The organism is Klebsiella sp. CN_Kp113 (genome assembly GCF_040064585.1).
Lineage (GTDB): Bacteria > Pseudomonadota > Gammaproteobacteria > Enterobacterales > Enterobacteriaceae > Klebsiella > Klebsiella michiganensis.
The window spans coordinates 42,676-62,650 of record NZ_JBEAID010000028.1; the positions used below are offsets into that span (position 1 = coordinate 42,676).

At 57.2% G+C, this 19,975-nt stretch carries 14 protein-coding genes and 4 tRNA genes; 8 read left to right on the top strand and 10 right to left on the bottom strand.

What is annotated here, in order from left to right; all coding sequences use genetic code 11:
- Positions 1-125 precede the first annotated feature (125 nt).
- From ABLV30_RS19150 to cyaY, 4 genes are all read left to right on the top strand, one after another.
- Entirely contained in the window at positions 126-1,772 is a 1,647-nt protein-coding gene (locus ABLV30_RS19150; protein WP_038423934.1) for an amidohydrolase, read from the top strand.
- A 204-nt stretch (positions 1,773-1,976) separates the two neighbouring features.
- A complete protein-coding gene (locus ABLV30_RS19155) occupies positions 1,977-3,653 on the top strand; it encodes an MFS transporter (RefSeq protein WP_109241200.1) in 1,677 nt (558 codons plus the stop codon).
- An 86-nt stretch (positions 3,654-3,739) separates the two neighbouring features.
- A complete protein-coding gene (locus tag ABLV30_RS19160; protein WP_049080725.1) occupies positions 3,740-5,323 on the top strand; it encodes an MFS transporter in 1,584 nt (527 codons plus the stop codon).
- 44 nt (positions 5,324-5,367) lie between these two features.
- Positions 5,368-5,688, top strand: coding sequence for an iron donor protein CyaY (gene cyaY, locus ABLV30_RS19165; RefSeq protein WP_004097546.1), 321 nt, complete (start codon positions 5,368-5,370; stop codon positions 5,686-5,688).
- A 136-nt stretch (positions 5,689-5,824) separates the two neighbouring features.
- Here cyaY and cyaA read toward each other — a convergent pair whose 3' ends face one another.
- Entirely contained in the window at positions 5,825-8,374 is a 2,550-nt protein-coding gene (gene cyaA, locus ABLV30_RS19170) for a class I adenylate cyclase (RefSeq protein WP_009651720.1), read from the bottom strand.
- Between the two features lie 346 nt (positions 8,375-8,720).
- Between cyaA and hemC the strand changes: the two genes are divergently transcribed.
- Genes hemC through hemY form a run of 4 tightly spaced genes read left to right on the top strand, consistent with a single transcriptional unit; the run spans position 8,721 to position 12,811 of the window.
- Positions 8,721-9,662 (top strand): hydroxymethylbilane synthase, encoded by a 942-nt coding sequence (gene hemC, locus ABLV30_RS19175; protein ID WP_160743210.1) that lies wholly within the window; start codon positions 8,721-8,723, stop codon positions 9,660-9,662.
- The gene (hemD, locus tag ABLV30_RS19180; protein ID WP_032747353.1) at positions 9,659-10,399 is read left to right on the top strand and encodes a uroporphyrinogen-III synthase; all 741 of its coding nucleotides are present in this window, start codon (positions 9,659-9,661) and stop codon (positions 10,397-10,399) included. Before hemC ends, hemD begins: the two co-directional genes overlap by 4 nt.
- A gap of 21 nt (positions 10,400-10,420) precedes the next feature.
- A complete protein-coding gene (gene hemX, locus ABLV30_RS19185) occupies positions 10,421-11,611 on the top strand; it encodes a uroporphyrinogen-III C-methyltransferase (protein ID WP_265802073.1) in 1,191 nt (396 codons plus the stop codon).
- A gap of 3 nt (positions 11,612-11,614) precedes the next feature.
- Positions 11,615-12,811: a protoheme IX biogenesis protein HemY gene (gene hemY / locus ABLV30_RS19190; protein ID WP_048263613.1), complete on the top strand. Its 1,197-nt coding sequence runs from the start codon at positions 11,615-11,617 to the stop codon at positions 12,809-12,811.
- Positions 12,812-13,395: 584 nt separating this feature from the next.
- Here hemY and ABLV30_RS19195 read toward each other — a convergent pair.
- The 9 genes from ABLV30_RS19195 to wzxE form a co-directional block, all read right to left on the bottom strand.
- Positions 13,396-13,472 (bottom strand) — tRNA-Pro (locus tag ABLV30_RS19195).
- A gap of 45 nt (positions 13,473-13,517) precedes the next feature.
- Positions 13,518-13,604: transfer RNA gene (locus ABLV30_RS19200), tRNA-Leu, on the bottom strand.
- A gap of 22 nt (positions 13,605-13,626) precedes the next feature.
- Positions 13,627-13,702, bottom strand: a tRNA-His gene (locus tag ABLV30_RS19205).
- Between the two features lie 55 nt (positions 13,703-13,757).
- Positions 13,758-13,834 (bottom strand) — tRNA-Arg (locus tag ABLV30_RS19210).
- Between the two features lie 102 nt (positions 13,835-13,936).
- On the bottom strand, positions 13,937-15,322 hold the full coding sequence (locus tag ABLV30_RS19215) for an amino acid permease (RefSeq protein WP_014227461.1): 1,386 nt from the start codon (positions 15,320-15,322) through the stop codon (positions 13,937-13,939).
- A 231-nt stretch (positions 15,323-15,553) separates the two neighbouring features.
- Positions 15,554-16,294, bottom strand: coding sequence for a lipopolysaccharide N-acetylmannosaminouronosyltransferase (gene wecG / locus ABLV30_RS19220; RefSeq protein WP_014227460.1), 741 nt, complete (start codon positions 16,292-16,294; stop codon positions 15,554-15,556).
- Between the two features lie 11 nt (positions 16,295-16,305).
- Positions 16,306-17,652, bottom strand: coding sequence for an ECA oligosaccharide polymerase (gene wzyE, locus ABLV30_RS19225; protein WP_265802070.1), 1,347 nt, complete (start codon positions 17,650-17,652; stop codon positions 16,306-16,308).
- The gene (locus tag ABLV30_RS19230; RefSeq protein ID WP_048263614.1) at positions 17,649-18,728 is read right to left on the bottom strand and encodes a TDP-N-acetylfucosamine:lipid II N-acetylfucosaminyltransferase; all 1,080 of its coding nucleotides are present in this window, start codon (positions 18,726-18,728) and stop codon (positions 17,649-17,651) included. Before ABLV30_RS19230 ends, wzyE begins: the two co-directional genes overlap by 4 nt.
- Entirely contained in the window at positions 18,725-19,975 is a 1,251-nt protein-coding gene (wzxE, locus tag ABLV30_RS19235; RefSeq protein ID WP_014227457.1) for a lipid III flippase WzxE, read from the bottom strand. Before wzxE ends, ABLV30_RS19230 begins: the two co-directional genes overlap by 4 nt.

A 19,975-nucleotide genomic window follows, 5' to 3' on the forward strand; every position in this document is an offset into this window, starting at 1 on the left:
CCTTAATATCGTGGGTTTTTGGTCCTGTTATACATCCAATATGACAATTAGCATAGGCGCATTAATACTCATGATGAAAGCGACGCCTTTCATCGCTCTCTGAACCCTGAATGATTGAGCCTACTATGTCAGCATCAGAAATCACGATTTTTGCCGCTAAAAAAATCATTACGATGTGCCCGAACCGCCCGGAGACCACCCATGTCGCGGTGCGCGGCGACCGTATTTTAGGCACCGGCACGCTTGAAGAACTCACCGGCTTTGGCGAATACCAGCTGGACGAGACCTTTGCCGATAAAGTGTTAATGCCCGGCCTGATTGAAGCCCACTCGCACGTCACCGGCGGCGGTATGTGGCAATTCCCCTATGTGGGTTACTACGATCGCCCGGACCATACCGGTAAAGTCTGGAAAGGCTGCCGCTCTTTTGACGACGTCGTCAGCGCGCTGCAGGCGGTGGAACGTGAGATGACCGATCCGCACGCGCCGCTGATCGCATGGGGCGTTGATCCCATTTATTTCGGCAGCGAAAAGCTGGGCCGCGAACATCTGGACCGCGTCTCAACCACCCGTCCGGTCGCGGTTATCCATATGAGCATCCACCTGATGGGCGCCAATACCGCCGCGCTGCACGACTGCGGAATATTTGACGACTGCCAGATCGAAGGCGTGGTGAAAAATCAGGACGGTACGCTGCACGGCGAGCTGGTGGAGTTCGCCGCCATGGGGCCAATCCTGAATAAATATGGTTTCTGGGACGAACTCACCACCGAAATCGCCATCGCCAATTTCGGCCAGGAAGCGTTTCGCGCAGGCTGCACCAGCGCAGCCGATATGGGTCTGACCGATTTCAGCAATCCCGAGCTGATGACCAACTACATCCGCATGACCCGTGAAGAGGACTTCCCGATTCGTCTGCTGGTGGCCTACGGTCCTCCTTTCGTCAAAAAACCCTTCCAGGAAGCGCTGGATTTCGCCCCGGACGTCATGCGTCACGGGCACGAAAAAATGCACTTCGGCCCGATGAAAATCTTCCTCGACGGCTCTATCCAGGGTGGGTCAGGACGGATGCTGGAGCCCTTCTATTATCTGGATGGCCACAACGGCGCGTGGAACGCCACGCCGGAAGAGGTGGAGCAGCAGGTCTACGACATCATGTCCCGCGGCTACCAGGTTCACTGCCACTGTAACGGCGACGAGGCCTCGGAAGCGTTCATTAAAGCCGTCGAGAAAACCCTGAATCGTATTCCGGCAGTGAACCACCGCGCGGTGATGCAGCACGCGCAGATGCTGCGTGAAGATCAGTTCAAACGCATCAAAGAGATGGGTATGGGCGTGAACTTTTTCAGCAACCACGTCTATTACTGGGGCGATCAGCACTACAGCAAAACCATGGGCCCGGAGCGCGCAATGCGTATGGACGCCTGCGGCAGCGCGGTGCGCCACGGTATTCCTTTCGCCTTCCACAGCGATTGCGGCATCACCCCCATCAACCCGCTGTTCACCGGCTGGTGCGCGGTGAACCGCCTGACGGCATCCGGGCGCGTACTGGGCGAAGCGGAAAAAATCTCCGTCGATCAAGCGCTGCACGCGATGACCCTCGGCGCGGCATGGACCATGAAAATGGACCATCTGATCGGCAGCATCGAATGCGGTAAATATGCCGACTTCACCGTGCTGGAAGACGATCCGCAGGCCATCGAGCCGGTTCAGCTTAAAGATGTGAAGGTCTGGGGCACCGTGCTGGGCGGTAAGAAACAGCAAATCCAGTAATCCTGTTGCGAACATTATCCACCCGGCGGCGACGTCGGGCGGATAGCTATTGCACAAAATCATTCACGTGGCATCAAGGCGGCACCTGAGAGAATCCTCGGTCACTTATTACAGTAAGCGACCGGGGTGAACGCAGGCAGCCAGCACAGAGGCAGCTTGAAGGATGATGTGTAGATTGCCTGAAATTAACCACAGAACACGATCATGACGACAAATTCAGTAATTAACTCTCCCGGCATATCGCGCAACGCGGCCGCCGATACGGCGATGAAATGGTTGCCGCTGCTGGTGCTGTGCCTCGCTCAGCTCTCGACATCCGGCGATAATGCCACGCTGAGCATCGCTACCGGCGCGCTGGTCAAAGACCTGCACGCGTCAATGGATCTCATCAGCATCGCCAACGCGATGTATTCGCTGGCCGCGGGCTCTCTGATGGTCGCCGCCGGGATGGCCGGGCTTATCGTCGGCTGGAAGAAAACCTTCCGCATCGGCTGCGCGCTGCTGTTTCTTGCCGAGCTGACCGCTTATTTCTCACCGAACATGCTGGTCTTCACCTACGGCGCCCGTCTGCTTTCCGGTATTGGCGGAAGCTTTATGATCCCTTCGGTGCTGGGGCTTATCGCCAGTAACTATAAAGGCCGCCAGCAGGCGATCGCCTTTGGCGCTATCGGCGCGGCAAGCGGCGTCTCCTTCGCCGCCGGTCCGTTGATTTGCGGCCTGCTGGTTGACCACCTCGGCTGGCGCGCCGCGTTTGCCGCTATCGCCGGCCTGTGCATCGTTATCTTCAGCGGCTCCTTCCTGGTCCCTACGCCGGCAAAACCTGAACGCAAAGTGGTGTTCGATCTGCCGGGCGTCGTCCTGACGGTTATCGGCCTGTTCAGCGTGATCCTCGGCTTCCTGAAAGTATCAAGCTGGGGTCTGTTTACGCCGTTTAACGCGCCGTTCACCGTCATGGGTCTTAGCCCGGCGCCGTTCCTCGTCCTGTTTGGCCTGATCGTGCTGGCGATTATGCTGAAGTGGGAGCGCCATCGCGAAGCCACCACCGGCAGCGCGCTGATCCCGCTGTCGTTCCTCGCAACGCCGCAGGTGCGTAACGGTCTCTATCTGACGGCGTTTATCTTCCTCGCCTACGGTTCCGGTATTTTTGTGACCGTGAGCTTTGTACAGGTGGTTGCCGGGCTGAACGGTATTGAAACCGGCTTGCTCATTCTGCCGTTTGCGCTGGGCGTCGTGGTCTTTTCGCTGGGGCTGCCGATCGTCTGGAAAAACGCGAATCCGAAACGGATGTGCCAGAGCGCGCTGCTCATCGGCACGCTGGGCTCCGTGTTGTGCATCTTCGGCTTCGGCCCGTCCGATTTCAGCATGATCGTGCCGGTAGGGATGTGTCTGATTGGCGTCAGTATGGGCATCGTTTCCGCCTATTCCAGCTATATTGTTACCAGCGCCCTGCCGGCGCGCGATGCGCAGCAGTCCGGCGGCGTGCAGGCGACTTCGCGTAACGTCGGCCAGGCAATCGGCGTAGCGGTTTGCGGTATGGTGATGCTGACGGCGGTCACCATGACGGTACAGGATATGGCCAGCCACGACGCTTCGCTAAGCCAGGATACACAGCAGAAGGTGGCAAATCTCTCCGTTATTCCTTATCTCAGCGATACGGGTTTCTCAACGCTGATGCTGGACCAGGGCGTGAATCAGAAGGATGTAACGGAACTCAACCAGGTCTATAAAACCGCCCGCCTGAAAGCCACGCGAGCGGGTATGGTCGCCACCGCGGTCATGACGCTGCTGTTTTTATTCGGGACGCGCAATCTTCCCGTCCGCGCCAGGGGTTCTGATGACGCAGCAGGAGAAGAGCCGCGTGCGAAGAAGTCGAAAATCTGAGTTAAGATCGAAAGATAACTAACAATAACGCGCCCCTCCCGCGAGGAAGGGCGCGTTTTGTCGTTTCTATCAAAAAGGAACACGCTGTGACCACCAACCCTACACCGACAAACTGGTTACCTTTGGTTGTCTTATGCTGCGCACAGTTTCTGGCTTCCGCCGATAACGTGACGTTAAGTATCGCCACGCAGGCGCTAATGAACGATCTGCACGCCACGCTTGGGCAGGTCAGTACAGCGAATACCATGTATCCGTTGATTGCGGGCACGTTTATGGTGGCAGGCGGAATGCTGGGGTGTATCTGGGGTTGGCGAATGCTGTTTCGCATCGGCTGCCTGATTTTTATCCTCGCCGAAGCCTGCGCCTTTTTTTCGCCATCGATCGCGCTCTTCACCTGGGGGGCGCGTCTGACCGCCGGGATAGGCGGTAGCCTGATGATCCCCGCCGTTTTTGGCCTGATCTCTGCCCTGTATCAGCAGCGACGACGGGTTGCCGCCTTTGGCGCTCTGGGCGCCTCCAGCGGCATTTCATTCGCCTGTGGTCCAATTGTATGCGGATATTTGCTGGACCACGTCGGCTGGCGCATCGCGTTTGCCTCGCTTGGCCTGCTGGCGCTGCTTATCCTGCTCTGCTCCGTCATCATCCCGGCATCAGAAAACAAACGCGCCGCTATCGCCTTCGATACCCCGGGCTTTCTGTTAGGCACCCTGGGGCTGTTCCTGACGATTTTCGGTATTCTGCGCATCCCGGTCTGGGGGCTGGTTATGCCCTTCGACCCGGCAGTGAGCGTTCTCGGCCTGAGCCCTGCCCCTTTCGTTATTCTCTGCGGCCTGATGGTGCTGGTGATGATGCTGCGCTGGGAACGTCATTTTGAAGCCACTACCGGCCACGCTCTGCTCCCCGCGGTTTTCCTGAAAACCCGCCTGGTGCGCCACGGGCTCTATCTCACCGGTTGGATATTTTTTGCCTACAGTTCGGCTATTTTTACCGTGGTGAGTTTTGCGCAGATTGTTAAAAGCGTATCGGCGATGGAAACAGGGCTGCTGATACTCCCTTTTGCGATATGTCTCGCCGCCTGTTCGCTGGGCCTGCCGCTGTTTATTCAGCAGCGAAACCCTCGCCGCCAGTGCCAGATGGGGCTGACGGCGGGAATCGCCGGCGCTCTGGTTGCCGCCGCGGCGCTGCACGTGACGGGGTTTACCCCTGTACTGATGGCGTCAGGGCTTTGTTTAATCGGCGCGGGGATGGGCACCATCGCGGCCAATGCCCCGATACTGGTCACCACTGGCGCAGGGAATCGGCACGCCGAACAGTCCGGCGGCGTTCAGGCCGCCTCGCGCGATATCGGGCAGGCATTAGGAATGGCGTTAATCAGTACCGTCATGCTCACGGTGTTAACCTTCCTGATGAAATATCAGGTACAGCACGACCCGGCAATGGGCCTGGCCGCCCGACAGGCCATCGGCCATCTCACGTTTATCCCCTGGACGAGCGATCGGACTTTCCATCAGCTTATCCAGACACAAAACCTGGCGCCCGGCGATCTCTCTGGCCTTCTTCAGCATTATCAACAGAGCCGGATGCTGAGCGCGCGTTACGGGCTGCTGGCGATGGCGATCGTGACGTCTCTACTGCTGATCCGCCTTCGCCATCTGCCGAAGTCATCGTAGATTGCGCTATACTGCCGCCACGATCAAAAAAGCGGGAAAGAACCATGAACGACAGTGAATTCCATCGCCTGGCCGATACCCTGTGGATGACCATCGAAGAGCGTCTCGACGACTGGGATGGCGACAGCGATATCGACTGCGAAATCAACGGCGGCGTGCTGACTATCAGCTTTGAAAACGGCAGCAAAATTATTATCAACCGCCAGGAGCCGCTGCACCAGGTATGGCTGGCGACAAAACAAGGCGGCTACCATTTCGACTTGAAAGGCGACGAGTGGGTATGCGACCGCAGCGGCGAAACCTTCTGGGATCTGCTGGAACAGGCGGCGACCGCGCAGGCCGGTGAAGCGGTGAGTTTTCGCTAAACGCGCGTGATTCGAGTTCCCCGGATTGCGGCTAACGCCGTATCCGGGCGACAAAACCCATATCACCCCGAAGCCCAGGCAAGCGAAGCGCCCCCGGGAAATTTACCTGCGCCGAATGACAGGTCTACGCGGCGGGTCATGAGTAGTGCTGCAACATCGATGATGTCGCGGAATCCTCACCTGCAGCAAGGGTCGCCGCGGCAATCACCTGGCTGCGGAACGGGATCACCTGTTCTCGGCCGTCGACATCGACGATTTGATAAAACTGCGGCAGGTTAAAGTTGATAAAGCTGGAGCCGTAGGTAAAGCGGTCATGCGACGAAGAGTAGAAGCGGCTGACGTCGCGTACCAGCTCTTCTTTGCTACCTTCGCAGTGGTGATACACCTCGGCGCGGTTGCTCTCATCAAGGATATAGATGTTAAATCCGTTATCGTTATCCGCATCTTCAAAGAAGAACTGAATAATCCCTTCGCTGGCAAAACCATCCACCACCTGCGGCAGCCTGACGTGGTTGGTTTCCACCTGCACCGACAGGCCGTGCAGTTTGTTATGCGAAATCGCGCCGTAGAATTCGATGGCGTTTTCCAGCTTCTGTACCGAGACGTTAAGACGCTCGAAGAAGAGTCCCCAGGTCTGCCCGGAAACGCGTAGCGCTTTAAAACGGCCGGTATCCTGGCGGGTACTGGAAAGACGCAGCTCAACGCATTCAGACACCAGCTGCTGCACGCGAGTGCGGATCAGGCCGCGCAGATGCTGGCTATAGCAGAAAACTTCCACGCTATCCGGCGGCGCGGCGTCCTGGTGCATCTTGCCAAGAATGGTTTTCAGCGCTTCGATCATCGCCTGCTCGCCGTTAAAGTGCAGCGTACGCACCTCGTTCCACGAGTTGCGATACAGCAGATCGATGCTGCCAATCAGGCACTTTTGCTCTTCGCCGAAGCTGAAAACATCCAGCTTGCGGAAGTCGAAATGCACCACCTGATTGCGGAAGGCCGCCGTCGGGTCATATTCGAGGTTGACGATAATCGCCAGGTGGCGAATTTCGCAGGGGCTATACAGCGCTTTCGGCGTCGGAGACGGCAGGCGCAGCGGGAAGTGATGCGCCACATCGGCCACCATCTCCTGCAGCTTCGCCAGATCGACAATCCCGTTGCCCTTAATAAACAGGCGCGTACGTGACGTCAGCAGGCCGTTAAACCAGGCCCAGGCCACCAGCTTATTAAGATAACGGTTATATTCCAGCGGCTGATGGCTGATGATCGATTCCATGTCCGGCGCGCGGTTATAGACATACCAGCCGGTACGGTTGGCACGGCCCGGCGGCACGTGGATGAAAGTCAGATTCGGCTCAGACAGATCCGGCGAAATTTGCGGGTTTACCAGGGTCACTTTCCCCGGCAGCGCTTCAAAGGCGGCGTACAGCTTACGCGTCAGCACGCCAATATCCTGCGGGCTGGCGGAAACGCTCAGGTTATTACGGCGCGCAAAGCGAATCAGGTTACGATAGCTCTGCATCATCGCATCAAGCAGTTCGTTGTGCGCTTTACGGACTTCGTCAATCTTCCAGTTGGCCCGGTTATCGAGCATCATCAGACGCTTTTCATCCCAGCCCCACTCTTTCACCAGGTGGCTGACGACTTCACGGCGCCAGCCGACGCAGGCGCGCTCGCGGCTCAGCTTCTCGCACACTTTTAAATAGAAACATCGACGCACCAGATCGAGGCGCGTTTCATCTTCGATGGCCTGCAGATAGAGCGTGACGCGCTCCAGCATCATGCAGTAAGGGTCAAGGCCAAACGAGACGATTTCACCATCATGCAGGCGCTGCTTGATATCTTTCGCCAGCAGACGGTTGTTGGGATACTCCCAGGAGTACGCTTCCAGCAGCAGCGTCTTCAGCACCGCCTTATAGGGCGAGTCGATGCTTTTATACAGCTGCCACAGGCTGGCGCCGAAGTACTCTTCTGCCGAGAGGGAGCTCAGGCCGCCGAGATCCAGCCATTCGTTCGGCGTCAGCACGCCCTGCGCGTAGAGGCTCATCACGTAATCGTCGTAATGCTCTTCTTCATCGCACGGCACCATATTCCACAGAATACGTTTCCCGGCAAGGCGCACCGCGGTACGGTAAAACTCATCCAGCAGCAGGATGTGTTGGGTTGAGCCGCAGTCTTCACCGCCCAGGCTGCCGCTTTCGTTATGGCGGAAGCGGTTTTCGTCGATCAGGAAGAAGCTGACCTCAACGCCCAGCGACGCGGCCCAGCTCTCGAGCAGGCTACATTTGCGCTGCAGCAGCTGGCGCTCTTCGCTATCCAGCCATGATTGGTGGCAAACCCAGATATCCAGGTCGGAAGAGCAACTTTGGCCGACGGAAGAAGTACTGCCCATAGAGTAAAGGCCGGTGATCGGCAGCTCGCCTTTCGGCGGCTCTTTGGCCAGCATTCCACGGTTGAGCTCGAGTTCATCAAGATAGTGACGTTGGGTTTCATCAGGCGTGTAGAGGCAAATGCCACGGGGAACGTTACCGTCAAGGTAACCCGGCATCAGCGGATGATGATAATGTAGTAATGTCGGCAGTAGACTGTAAACCTGCTGGAAAGCGGGTCCCATGGCAGCAAGGGCGCGATCCACGCGCAATTGGTTGATGGCATCCAGTCTCTGTTTCAGTGTCTCAATATAGAGGTACAAGACATATCGCCTGATGTTCAAAAACCCGACGTACAATAGTACGGAGAGTTTCAGTATTTCAACAAAAACCGTCACCATTCGTCGTCGGTGTGGTTGTGATGAACTGCTGACTGACAAATGGTTTAAAACGTGATCAATCTAACACCTTGCTGATTGACCGTAAAGAAAGATGAGCTACATACAAGTGTAGCACCCTTTACTACGTGTAAATTCTTCACTACGTTTGCGGCAACCCGCAAACGCATGAAAGGCTAAAAAAATGGCCGCGACCCTTAACCCCACAAAACTAACATCCCTAAGACAACAATGTTAGGATGGTTAGTGGTCGACTATGACGGTAACAAGCATGTTAGACAAAGTTTTGAGAATTGCCACACGGCAAAGCCCGCTTGCGCTATGGCAGGCACATTATGTGAAAGAGCGCCTGGAGTCCTGTCATCCGGGGCTTTCCGTTGAGCTGGTGCCTATGGTCACCCGCGGCGACGTGATCCTTGATACGCCCCTTGCAAAAGTGGGCGGTAAGGGCCTCTTTGTGAAAGAGTTAGAGCTGGCCATGCTGGAAGGTCGCGCCGACATTGCCGTCCATTCTATGAAGGACGTGCCGGTGGAGTTTCCCGAAGGGCTGGGGCTGGTGACCATCTGTGAACGCGAAGATCCGCGCGATGCCTTTGTCTCGAATCACTACGCTTCCATTGATGAACTCCCCCACGGCAGCATCGTTGGCACCTCAAGTTTACGCCGTCAGTGTCAGCTGGCCGCCGCGCGGCCGGATCTCACGATCCGCTCTCTGCGCGGCAACGTTGGCACGCGTCTGGGCAAGCTTGATAGCGGCGAGTACGACGCCATTATTCTGGCCGCCGCAGGGCTTAAGCGCCTGAACCTTGAGGCGCGTATTCGTCAACCGCTGTCCCCGGAGCAATCTCTGCCCGCCGTCGGCCAGGGCGCGGTCGGCATTGAGTGTCGCCTTGACGACGAATGGACCAAAACGCTGCTGGCCCCGCTGAATCATACGGAAACGGCCATCCGCGTCCGCGCTGAACGGGCGATGAACACCCGGCTTGAAGGCGGCTGTCAGGTGCCTATCGGCAGCTATGCCGAACTGATCGACGGTGAGCTATGGCTGCGCGCGCTGGTTGGCGCGCCGGATGGCTCACTCACGGTACGCGGCGAGCGGCGCGGTCGCCCGGAAGATGCCGAAACGCTGGGCGTCGCCCTTGCCGAAGAACTTCTGGATAACGGCGCTCGCGACATTCTCGCCGTCGTCTACGCAGGAGAAGCGCCTCAATGAGCATTCTGGTTACCCGTCCGCTGCCGCAAGGCGAAGAGTTAGTCAGCCGCCTGCGCGCGCTGGGACGCGTGGCCTGGAGCTTTCCGCTCATTGAGTTTACCCCGGGCCGTCAGCTCTCTGAGCTGGGCGGCCAGCTGGCAAGCCTCGCCGCAGGCGATTTACTCTTCGCGCTATCTCAGCATGCCGTCGAGTTTGCCCACGCTCGCCTCCAGCAGCAGGGGCTGCGCTGGCCCACGGCGCCCGACTATTTTGCCATTGGCCGCACCACCGCGCTGGCCCTGCATAAGGTCAGTAATCGACAAGTTCGCTACCCGTTAGATCGGGAAATCAGCGAAGTCTTGCTACAATTACCTGAATTACAAAACATTGCGGGGAAAAAAGCGCTCATCCTGCGCGGCAACGGCGGGCGGGAATTACTCGGTGACACGCTTCGCGAACGCGGCGCTGATGTCACTTTTTGTGAATGTTATCAACGTAGTGCAAGGCACTACGATGGCGCAGAAGAAGCAATGCGCTGGCAGTCTCGCGGGGTTTCGACGCTGGTCATCACCAGCGGCGAGATGCTGCAGCAGCTCTGGACGCTAATACCACAGTGGTATCGCGAACGTTGGCTCCTGAGCTGTCGCATTTTCGTTGTCAGTGAACGTCTGGCCGAGCAGGCCAGGGAATTGGGCTGGCAGGATATCCAGGTTGCCGATAGCGCCGACAACGATGCGCTGCTACGCGCATTACAATAACTCTCAACATTGGAAGCCATAATGACGGAACAACAGAATCAATCCGCCGTGGTTGAAGAGACCAGGGAGGCCGTGGAAACGACGCCACAGCCAGAGAAGAATGTCGAAAAGAAAAACGGCGGCAGTAAAACCAGCCTCGCCCTGAGCGCAATAGCTATCGCTATCGCCCTCGCCGCTGGCGTAGGCCTTTATGGTCTGACGAAGACTCAGGCAACCCGCCAGAGCGAAGCCAGCGCCGGGCTATCCAGCCAGATCGCCGCGCTGCAAAAAGCGCAGGAGAGCCAAAAAAGCGAGCTTGAAGACATCATCAAGCAGCAGGCCGATCAGCTGACGGAAGCGCAGCGTCAGCAGGATTCTCTGGCGAAGAAGCTGGAAGAAGTGCAGGAGAAGGTCGCGGTCATTTCCGGCAGCGATGCAAAAACCTGGCTGCTCGCGCAGGCTGATTTCCTCGTAAAACTGGCCGGACGTAAGCTGTGGAGCGATCAGGACGTGACGACCGCCGCCGCGCTGCTGAAAAGCGCCGATGCCAGCCTCGCCGATATGAACGATCCGAGCCTGATTTCCGCCCGTCGCGCCATTACCGACGATATTGCTTCGCTTTCCGCCGTGAGTCAGGTCGACTACGACGGCATCATTCTGAAAGTGAACCAGCTCGCCAACCAGATCGATAATTTACGCCTGGCGGACAACAACGACGATGACACCCCGATGGATTCCGATAGCGATGAGCTATCCAGCTCCATTAGCGAGTGGCGGGTAAACCTGCAAAAAAGCTGGCAGAACTTTATGGACAGCTTTATTACCGTTCGCCGCCGCGATGAGACCGCCGTGCCGCTGCTGGCGCCAAACCAGGATGTCTATCTGCGCGAAAACATCCGCTCCCGTCTGCTGGTCGCGGCGCAGGCGGTTCCGCGTCATCAGGAAGAAACCTACAAACAGGCGCTGGATAACGTCTCGACGTGGGTTCGTGCTTACTACGACACTGAAGATGCCACCACCAAAGCCTTCCTTGAGGACGTGGATAAGCTCAGCCAGCAAAGTATCACCATGAACGTACCGGAGAGCCTGCAGAGCCAGGCGCTGCTGGAGAAACTGATGCAAACGCGGGTACGTAATCTGATGGCGCAGCCGGCTGAAACCCAGGCCAGCGCCCCGGCTCCCGCGCCGGCAGCTGCTGCCCACGCGCCAACGCCTGCGCCACAAGGAGAGTAACGCATGTTGAAAATTCTCTTACTCTTCGCGCTGCTGCTTGCCGGGATCGTGGTCGGTCCGATGATCGCGGGTCATCAGGGCTACGTCCTGATCCAGACCGATAATTACAACATTGAAACCAGCGTCACCGGGTTAGCGATCATCATGATCCTCACCATGGTGGTGCTGTTTGCCATTGAGTGGCTGCTGCGGCGCATTTTCCGCACCGGCGCGCATACCCGCGGCTGGTTCGTGGGCCGCAAGCGTCGCCGCGCGCGTAAGCAAACCGAGCAGGCGCTGCTGAAGCTGGCGGAGGGCGATTATCAGCAGGTTGAGAAGCTGATGGCGAAAAATGCCGATCACGCTGAGCAGCCCGTTGTGAACTACCTGCTGGCGGCAGAAGCCGCCCAGCAGCGTGGCGATGAAGCCCGCGCCAACCAGCATCTAGAGCGCGCGACAGAGCTCGCCGGCGACGACCTGATACCTGTCGAAATCACCCGCGTACGCCTGCAGCTGGCGCGTAATGAAAACCACGCCGCCCGCCACGGCATCGACAAGCTGCTGGAGATCACGCCGCGTCATCCGGAGGTCCTGCGCCTCGCCGAGCAGGCCTACATTCGTACCGGCGCCTGGAATTCGCTGCTGGATATTCTTCCATCAATGGCGAAAGCCAACGTCAGCGATGAGGAGCACCGTGCCGAACTGGAACAGCTGGCGTGGATTGGCCTGATGGATAAAACGCTGGCCGACGGCGGCAGCGAAGGTCTGCGCGACTGGTGGAAAAGCCAGAACCGAAAAACCCGCAGCCAGGTGGCGCTACAGGTGGCAATGGCTAATCGCCTTATCGAAAGCGACGACCATGATACCGCGCAGCAGATTATTATCGAAGGTCTGAAAAAGCACTACGACGATCGTCTGGTGATGCCGATCCCGCGGCTGAAAACGAATAATCCGGAACAGCTGGAAAAGGTGCTGCGCCAGCAGATCAAAACGGTCGGCGACCGTCCGCTGCTGTGGAGTACGCTGGGACAATCGCTCATGCGTCACGGCGAGTGGCAGGAAGCCAGCATCGCGTTCCGCGCAGCGCTCAAGCAGCGCCCGGATGCGTTTGACTACGCGTGGCTGGCCGATACACTTGACCGCCTGCATCAGCCGGAAGAAGCGGCGACGATGCGTCGCGACGGCCTGCTGTTAACCCTGCAAAACAACCCGCAGCAGTAATGCCCTTCTCGCCTCCATCGGGGGCGAGAATCTCTTCTCTTCCCGCCTGAGCGTTTCTCTATCCCTGAAAAGAAAAAAACGCCTGCTCTGAAACCAGGGCAGGCGTTAAAACAGGTCTGTTTGACAACAAATTGGGTGCTTCACTCAACGTAGTGTCCATGGTGTTTGATGAGGCTATATGCTTCATCCTTCACGCTGTCTCTTCGTTGGCTGCACACGCTCACCCCAGTCACTTACCTTTGTAAGCTCCGGGGGATTCCCGTGCTGGCCGTCTCGACACATCATGAATGATTTAGCATATAAAATGCGACATCTGTCAGTGGACGATAAGCACCGTAAAACGGCTCTGCATCATTCCTGAGTTTATGAGGCACTAAGGCGAACATAAGAGATGGAATGAGCATCTACCCGTTTATTATCGCACAGGATCGGTAGAAAATGCATCTATCCGCACAAGGAATTGGGACTATTCTGGACAATAAATCGCATGCTGATTAGCGAGATATTTTTTGCGATATCAGGGAGATAGGAACGTTTTTGCAAAAGCGGAAAACAAAAAACCCCGCCGAAGCGGGGTTCAAAATTGGTCGGCGAGAGAGGATTCGAACCTCCGACCCACTGGTCCCAAACCAGTTGCGCTACCAAGCTGCGCTACTCGCCGATGTACTGCTTTTTTGAATTTTTAGTTCAATTCTTTATAAAGTCGTGGTGCGAGGGGGGGGACTTGAACCCCCACGTCCGTAAGAACACTAACACCTGAAGCTAGCGCGTCTACCAATTCCGCCACCTTCGCAATATCACAACTTTCTAAATAATGGGGTGGCTAATGGGATTCGAACCCACGACAACTGGAATCACAATCCAGGGCTCTACCAACTGAGCTATAGCCACCACTGCAAATCTTTTACGCGGTATTGAAACCACCGCAGCTCCAGCACCGGGTAAATGGTGCGCCCGACAGGATTCGAACCTGAGACCTCTGCCTCCGGAGGGCAGCGCTCTATCCAGCTGAGCTACGGGCGCTTAGCGCCGTTGCGGGGTCGGATAATACGGACTTCCTCCCCCGCTGTCTAGTGCCTTTTTAAAGAAAATTATTGTTTGCTCATGCTTTGTGCGTTTTGTTGCTTATTGCGCCACATTATCAACATTTCCGCGTCGGCCAAGGCCAAATACCTTATAAATAAGCGTCACGGCGGCGAGGAAAATCATTCCGACAAAGAGCGACATACGCGTATCGTCGTTAAATCCCATACCTATCAGCACGCAAATCAGGAACGCCATGGTCAAATAGTTCGCCCACGGGAACAGCAGCGAGCGAAACGGATGGCTGGCCATCGCTTCTTTATGCACGAGACGAAAACGCAGCTGGCTAATCAGAATCACAAACCAAGGCACCATCCCCGGCAGCACGCTGGCGCTGTAAACGTAGACGAAAACTCGCTGTGGATTAGGGATAATGTAGTTCAGGCACGAGCCGACCAGCAGAATCAGGATCGACAGCGCCACGCCCGCTGACGGCACGCCGTTGCGCGAGACTTTGGCGATGGCCGCGGGCAGCTGACGGTTTTTTGCCAGCGCGTAGAGCATGCGGCCGCAGCTGTACATACCGCTGTTACAGCCGGAAAGCGCCGCCGTGAGCACCACAAAGTTGATAATGCCCGCCGCCGCGGTGATGCCGATTTTGGCAAAGGTCAGTACGAACGGACTGCCGTTGGAGCCAATTTGATCCCACGGGAAAATAGTGACGATCACAAAAATCGCCCCTACATAGAAAATCAGGATTCGCCACAGTACCTTGCCAACCGCGCTACGCAGCGTAACCTGCGGGTTCTTCGCTTCACCGGCGGTAATCCCGATAAGCTCGACGCCCTGATAAGACGCGACCACGATGCACAGCGCCGTCAGGAAGCCCTTCCAGCCGCCGGCGAAGAAGCCACCGTGCTCGGTCAGATTGCCAAAGCCAATGGCGTGCCCGCCGTTGCCAAAGCCAAAGAAAATAACGCCCAGCCCCACCACGATCATCACAATAATGGTGGTGACCTTAATCATGGCAAACCAGAATTCAATTTCGCCGTACAGCCGTACCGCCGCGAGGTTCGCCAGCGCCACCAGCCCGACGGCAATCAGCGCCGGTATCCACTGCGCCATATCCGGGAACCAGAACTGCACATAAACCCCGATAGCCGTAATCTCCGATATCCCGACCGCCATCCACATAAACCAGTAGGACCAGGCGGTGAGATAGCCGAAAAATGGGCTCATATAGCGGTGTGCGTAAACGGCGAACGATCCGGTTACCGGTTCGAGGAACAGCATTTCGCCCATCGAACGCATGATGAAGAAGACAAAGAGCCCGGCGATAATATACGCCAGCAGAACCGAAGGTCCGGCCCACTTCAGCGTACTGGCCGCGCCCATAAATAACCCGACGCCAATTGTCCCACCAAGAGCGATTAGCTCAATGTGCCGCGCCTCCAGTCCCCGCTGAAGTTCCGCTTTTTTCTCAGTCATATAGCCTCTTGTGTTTGCCCTGCTCCGGGTTTAAGCGCATCCCAACAGGGATGTGTCTATGCCGGTTATTTTTATTGAATAAATAGCCCTGCCTGCGCGACGGTAAACTGACCGTCGCGTTTTAAGCATGCGAATGGTTAATGAATTTGAGGGAAATGGCAAATAAAGTATCAGGCGAGTGAAGACATTACACAGAATACCCAGGTAAACCCGCCCGCTTGCAGTGGAATGTCACAGCTTATCGGTGTAATGCCAGCGTAAATAGCGCAGCAGGCGCGCCTGCCTTTTTATGCGGCTCGGCTGCGAAACCAGGCGATAGAACCACTCCAGACCCAGGTCCTGCCAGAACTTCGGCGCCCGCTGAACGTGGCCGGTAAAAACATCGTAGGTGCCGCCCACGCCCATATACAGCGCCTGCGGATAAACGTCCCGACAGTCGCGCATCAGGATCTCCTGACGCGGCGAGCCCATCGCCACCGTGACGATCTTCGCCCCGCTATCGCGGATACGCTCAAATAGCGCCTGACGCTGGTCAGCGGCAAAATAGCCATCCTGGCTTCCAACGATATTCACGTTCCAGCGCTGGCGAAGCTGCTGCTCCGTCTGCGCCAGCACCTCGGGCTTGCCGCCGATCAGAAATACCGGCGTTCCCTGAGCGCCTGCGCGCGCCATCAGGGCTTCCCATAAATCGGCTCCGGCGACGCGCGAGACCTGAGCCTGAGGGTATTTTTTACGTAATGAACGTACTACGCTGATGCCATCAGCGTATTTGAATTCTGCCGCTTCAATCAGCGCCCGGACCTCGGGGCTGTCTTCTACCGCCAGCATCTTCTCTGCATTAATCGCCACCAGCGTTCCCGTGCGGATCTCACCATCGGCGTACAAATAATCCAGAGCGTGTTGCATATCGCGCCAACCAATGAGTTGTAGCCCTCTCAGCAGGTACAACGGCGCGGATGTGGTCTCAGTCATGTACACCCTTATCAGACTTGAGGTTGCGTCAGCGGTTTGGCCCGCCGGTGAATCAGCCCCACGCTATCCAGGAACCAGTACAGCAGTTTTGCCGCCAGCAGGCAGATCCCAAAGATAACGAGGAAAAAAACCACGCGAGAGCCAAATGAATCCAGCCCTTCACGCGCCAGCACGATCATGTTGAAGATAGCGCCAAAACAGAAACTGTGCAGAATCGCCGCTTTATAGCGGTTCGTTTCCCGGTTGCCAAGCTCGTACAGCCAGTCAAACCATTTAATAATCAGCCCAACCGCCACCGCGCCCAGCGGGATGAACCAGACGCCGCCCATCACCACCAGCGAGCCAATCAGGGTCGGCGAAATCGCCAGACCAGAATGATTATTCAATACTTCCCAGGTGAAATAGTTCGCGGTATTGAGCACCATTGTCGGACGACCGTGCCACAACCAGCTGGGGATAAAGACGTAAAAATCCCGGATGATTGGCGCCAGCCCCTGGAACTCAATCTTGTCGTAATTTTGCAGCAGCAGGGCCAGATTCTCCCACGGCGAGAAGGTGTCGCGGGTCAGATAGAGGAAAGTATAAAACGCCTCATCGCCGCTGACGTTCATGCCATAGCGCTTCAGGGCCAGCCAGAACATACCGACGATGCCCAGCACGCCCGCCGCCGCCAGCATCCACAGGCTAATCCAGCCGCGAATGATGCCGATAAACAGGAAGATGGCAAACGCGATAATGATATTCGCCCGGGTGCCGCCAACGATGGCGTAGGTCAGCAGGCCAAAGGCGACGGTGCTGACAAGGAAGAATATCCACGCTTTATAATCCTGACGCAGAAAATAGACCACCAGCATTGCCGGGATGAAAAAGTAGAAGAAGCGCTTTAGCGCCACGCCGGAGACTTCGCTGGAGAAGATCTGGCTGTAGGAGTTGAGCTTGAATAACAGGAAGCCGTTATGCGCAAAGAAGATGCCGACGCAAAGCAGCGCCAGCCCCAGCAAAATGCCCCAGGTGAGGTGGGTCTCCACGCGATTCATCGTAAACAGCGGACGATGCGGATGACCGTGCGTCGCCGACCGTAGCCGCGTTTTATAAGTCACGTAATAAACCGCATAAAAGCAGACGGAAACCAGCAGGGTTTGCAGCAGAATTTCCGGCGGGGCGACCGCGACGTCAAAGCGGAACACCAGAATACTGGTCAGCGGGAAGCCAAAGAAAAACGTCAGCAGATACAGCAGCGAGAAAAAGACGTTGAAGTTGAAGCGTACGCGACGAAATTCAAAGTACGTGGCGGTGGCGATAAATAGCGTCGACAGCAGCCAGACCAGCAGCAGCCCGCTAAATTGCATTAATGTCATGCGTCCACCCCCGCAGCAATTCGCAACGCTCGTCGCCAGCCCGTCAGGTAATTCGGCCGGAAGAAGGCGATTTGATTTTTATCCACGCCAGCCAGCTGGCGCTGCGCTTCACGCACAACGCTCACGTCCAGCGTATCGCTGGTAAAGAGTACCGGAATATGCTGCTCCGACATATCCTGCCAGAAGGGATTCTCCCGGTTCAGTACGCAGGGGATCCCCGCCTGAATCAGCAGGCACAGCGTGCCGATACCCTGCTGGCGGGCAAACAGGAAGTAGCCAAGATCGCAGCGGCGCAGCAGGGCAAGGTAGTCATCAAACGCCAGCTTGTCGCTCAATACCTGGAAATGCTGCGGGCTGAACAGCGCCGCGCCGGCCGCGCGGACTTCGTTGATGTAGTCGCCATTATTTGCCGGATAACCCATCGGCACGACAACGTTAACCGTATCGCCAAACTGCTGGCGAATCGCACGCAGCGCCGCAATATGCTCGTTGCTACGGTCGCCGGAATTACCCACCAGGATAGTCAGCGTGTCGCCGCGCGGCGCGCTATCGGCGAGCGAATTCAGCGCCGGATCCATGCGGGTCGGAAAGTAGAGCAGCTCTCCCGCTACGCCAGAATGGCGGGCGGCGAACCAGCTCAGATCGCCCCGGGTCGCAAACACACGACCTACCCGGCCCTGCGCCAGGCGCCGCAGGGGATAAAACAGGCGAAACTTCAGGCTGGCGGAGTTCTCGTACAGATCCGCTCCCCAGATATGCCAGTTAAACTGCGCCGGGCGGATCCCGCCGCTGAGCAACGCCAGCCACAGGCCGGTATTAAACTGGCCGTGAAAGAAAAAGCGCTGCTGCCGGTTCGCCTTTGCCAGCGCGATAACCGCCTTTGCCAGCGACTTTTTCCCCGGATAGCAGCGAATGGAGAGTGCGGGATAAGCGGCGCAAATTTCTGTCGCATCACCGACGACCATAAACAGGCGAGCCTGTTCGTCATCCACGGCCAGCTCATCATTAAAGAACCGCAGCACGGTCTGGTTGTGGTGCGGGATATCCGATCCCAGTACATGTATCAGTGCTGTCATGCCCGTTTACGCCAAAGTAAAAACACGCCGCTGCAGAGGGCGAAATAAACAATATAGGTAGCCATATACGCCTGCGCCGCGCCGATTGCGCCGTGCGCCGGGATAAGCCAGTGCGAGAATGCGGTCAACAGCGTGAACTGGCTGATTTCCGTCAGAATATAAAAACGCAGCGAGGCTTTGGCGATCACCAGATAGCCATAAACATAAGCCCCGACCTTTAACACATCGCCCACCAGCTGCCAGGCAAACAGATCGCGCATCGCCGTAAAGCGGTCGGAAAAAAGTAGCCAGATAGCGAAATCACGCAGCAGCCACACCGTTAAGCTCGCTGCCGCCACCGCCGGGAGGACAAATTTTAACGATTTGCCAATCTCGCGGGTGATATCCGCTTTCGCCGTCAGACGGGACAGCGTCGGTAAAAGATAAACGCTAAATGACGCGGTAATAAACTGCAAATAGGCGTCGGAGATGCTGCTCACCCCTTGCCAGATCCCCACCGCGTCCCAGCCATAGTGGGCCGCCAGCAGGTTACGCATCATCACGTAGGCGACCGGCAGCGTCACCGAGGTAATCAGCGCCATCAGGGTAAATTTCGACAGCTGCCCCGCCAGGCCGTTGTCCCAGCGCGGGCGCAGCGCGCTTAGCGGAATATTGCCGCGACGCCACAGTACGATAGCAGCCGGCACCACCACCAGCGCCGGCACCAGCGCCAGCCCCAGCAATGCGCCCTGATAGCCGCCAAAACGGTAGCAGGCATAGTACGCCGCCACGCCAATCAGGCTCCCGGCGATAAGCGACAGCGCATTACCCGCCGCATCGCGAAAGCCTTTCATCAGCGCTAACAGGAAATTCGCCCAGGCAATCCCCATCTGCACCAGCGCCACCAGCCGTACCAGATTCTGGTAATGTTGATGACCGAATAGCCCCTGGCTTATTGGCGCGGCCGCCAGCAGGAAGATCAGCGCCAGCAGGGTGGAGAAACCGAGTACCATCGCTGAAGCGGTGCCAACGACGTTGTTCAACTGCCGGCGATCGTCATGATGCTGCGCCACCAGCTTCGTGACGCCGTTGAATATCCCGGCCCCCGCCAGCACGCCAAGCACGGTCACCAGCTGGCGGAAGTTACCCGCCTGCCCCACGCCAGCCGGGCCGAACGACACGGCCAGCAGTTTTACCACCAGCAGACCGGCGCCGATTTTGACCAGCGTGGACGCCGCGGTCCACAGAGACGCTTTTGCCAGCGACAT

Coding starts and splice junctions, on each gene's coding strand:
- ABLV30_RS19150 (WP_038423934.1), top strand. CDS start 126: ATGTCAGCATCAGAAATCACGATTTTTGCCGCTAAAAAAATCATTACG.
- ABLV30_RS19155 (WP_109241200.1), top strand. CDS start 1,977: ATGACGACAAATTCAGTAATTAACTCTCCCGGCATATCGCGCAACGCG.
- cyaY (WP_004097546.1), top strand. CDS start 5,368: ATGAACGACAGTGAATTCCATCGCCTGGCCGATACCCTGTGGATGACC.
- hemC (WP_160743210.1), top strand. CDS start 8,721: ATGTTAGACAAAGTTTTGAGAATTGCCACACGGCAAAGCCCGCTTGCG.
- hemD (WP_032747353.1), top strand. CDS start 9,659: ATGAGCATTCTGGTTACCCGTCCGCTGCCGCAAGGCGAAGAGTTAGTC.
- hemX (WP_265802073.1), top strand. CDS start 10,421: ATGACGGAACAACAGAATCAATCCGCCGTGGTTGAAGAGACCAGGGAG.
- hemY (WP_048263613.1), top strand. CDS start 11,615: ATGTTGAAAATTCTCTTACTCTTCGCGCTGCTGCTTGCCGGGATCGTG.
- ABLV30_RS19215 (WP_014227461.1), bottom strand. CDS start 15,322: ATGACTGAGAAAAAAGCGGAACTTCAGCGGGGACTGGAGGCGCGGCAC.
- wecG (WP_014227460.1), bottom strand. CDS start 16,294: ATGACTGAGACCACATCCGCGCCGTTGTACCTGCTGAGAGGGCTACAA.
- wzyE (WP_265802070.1), bottom strand. CDS start 17,652: ATGACATTAATGCAATTTAGCGGGCTGCTGCTGGTCTGGCTGCTGTCG.
- ABLV30_RS19230 (WP_048263614.1), bottom strand. CDS start 18,728: ATGACAGCACTGATACATGTACTGGGATCGGATATCCCGCACCACAAC.
- wzxE (WP_014227457.1), bottom strand. CDS start 19,975: ATGTCGCTGGCAAAAGCGTCTCTGTGGACCGCGGCGTCCACGCTGGTC.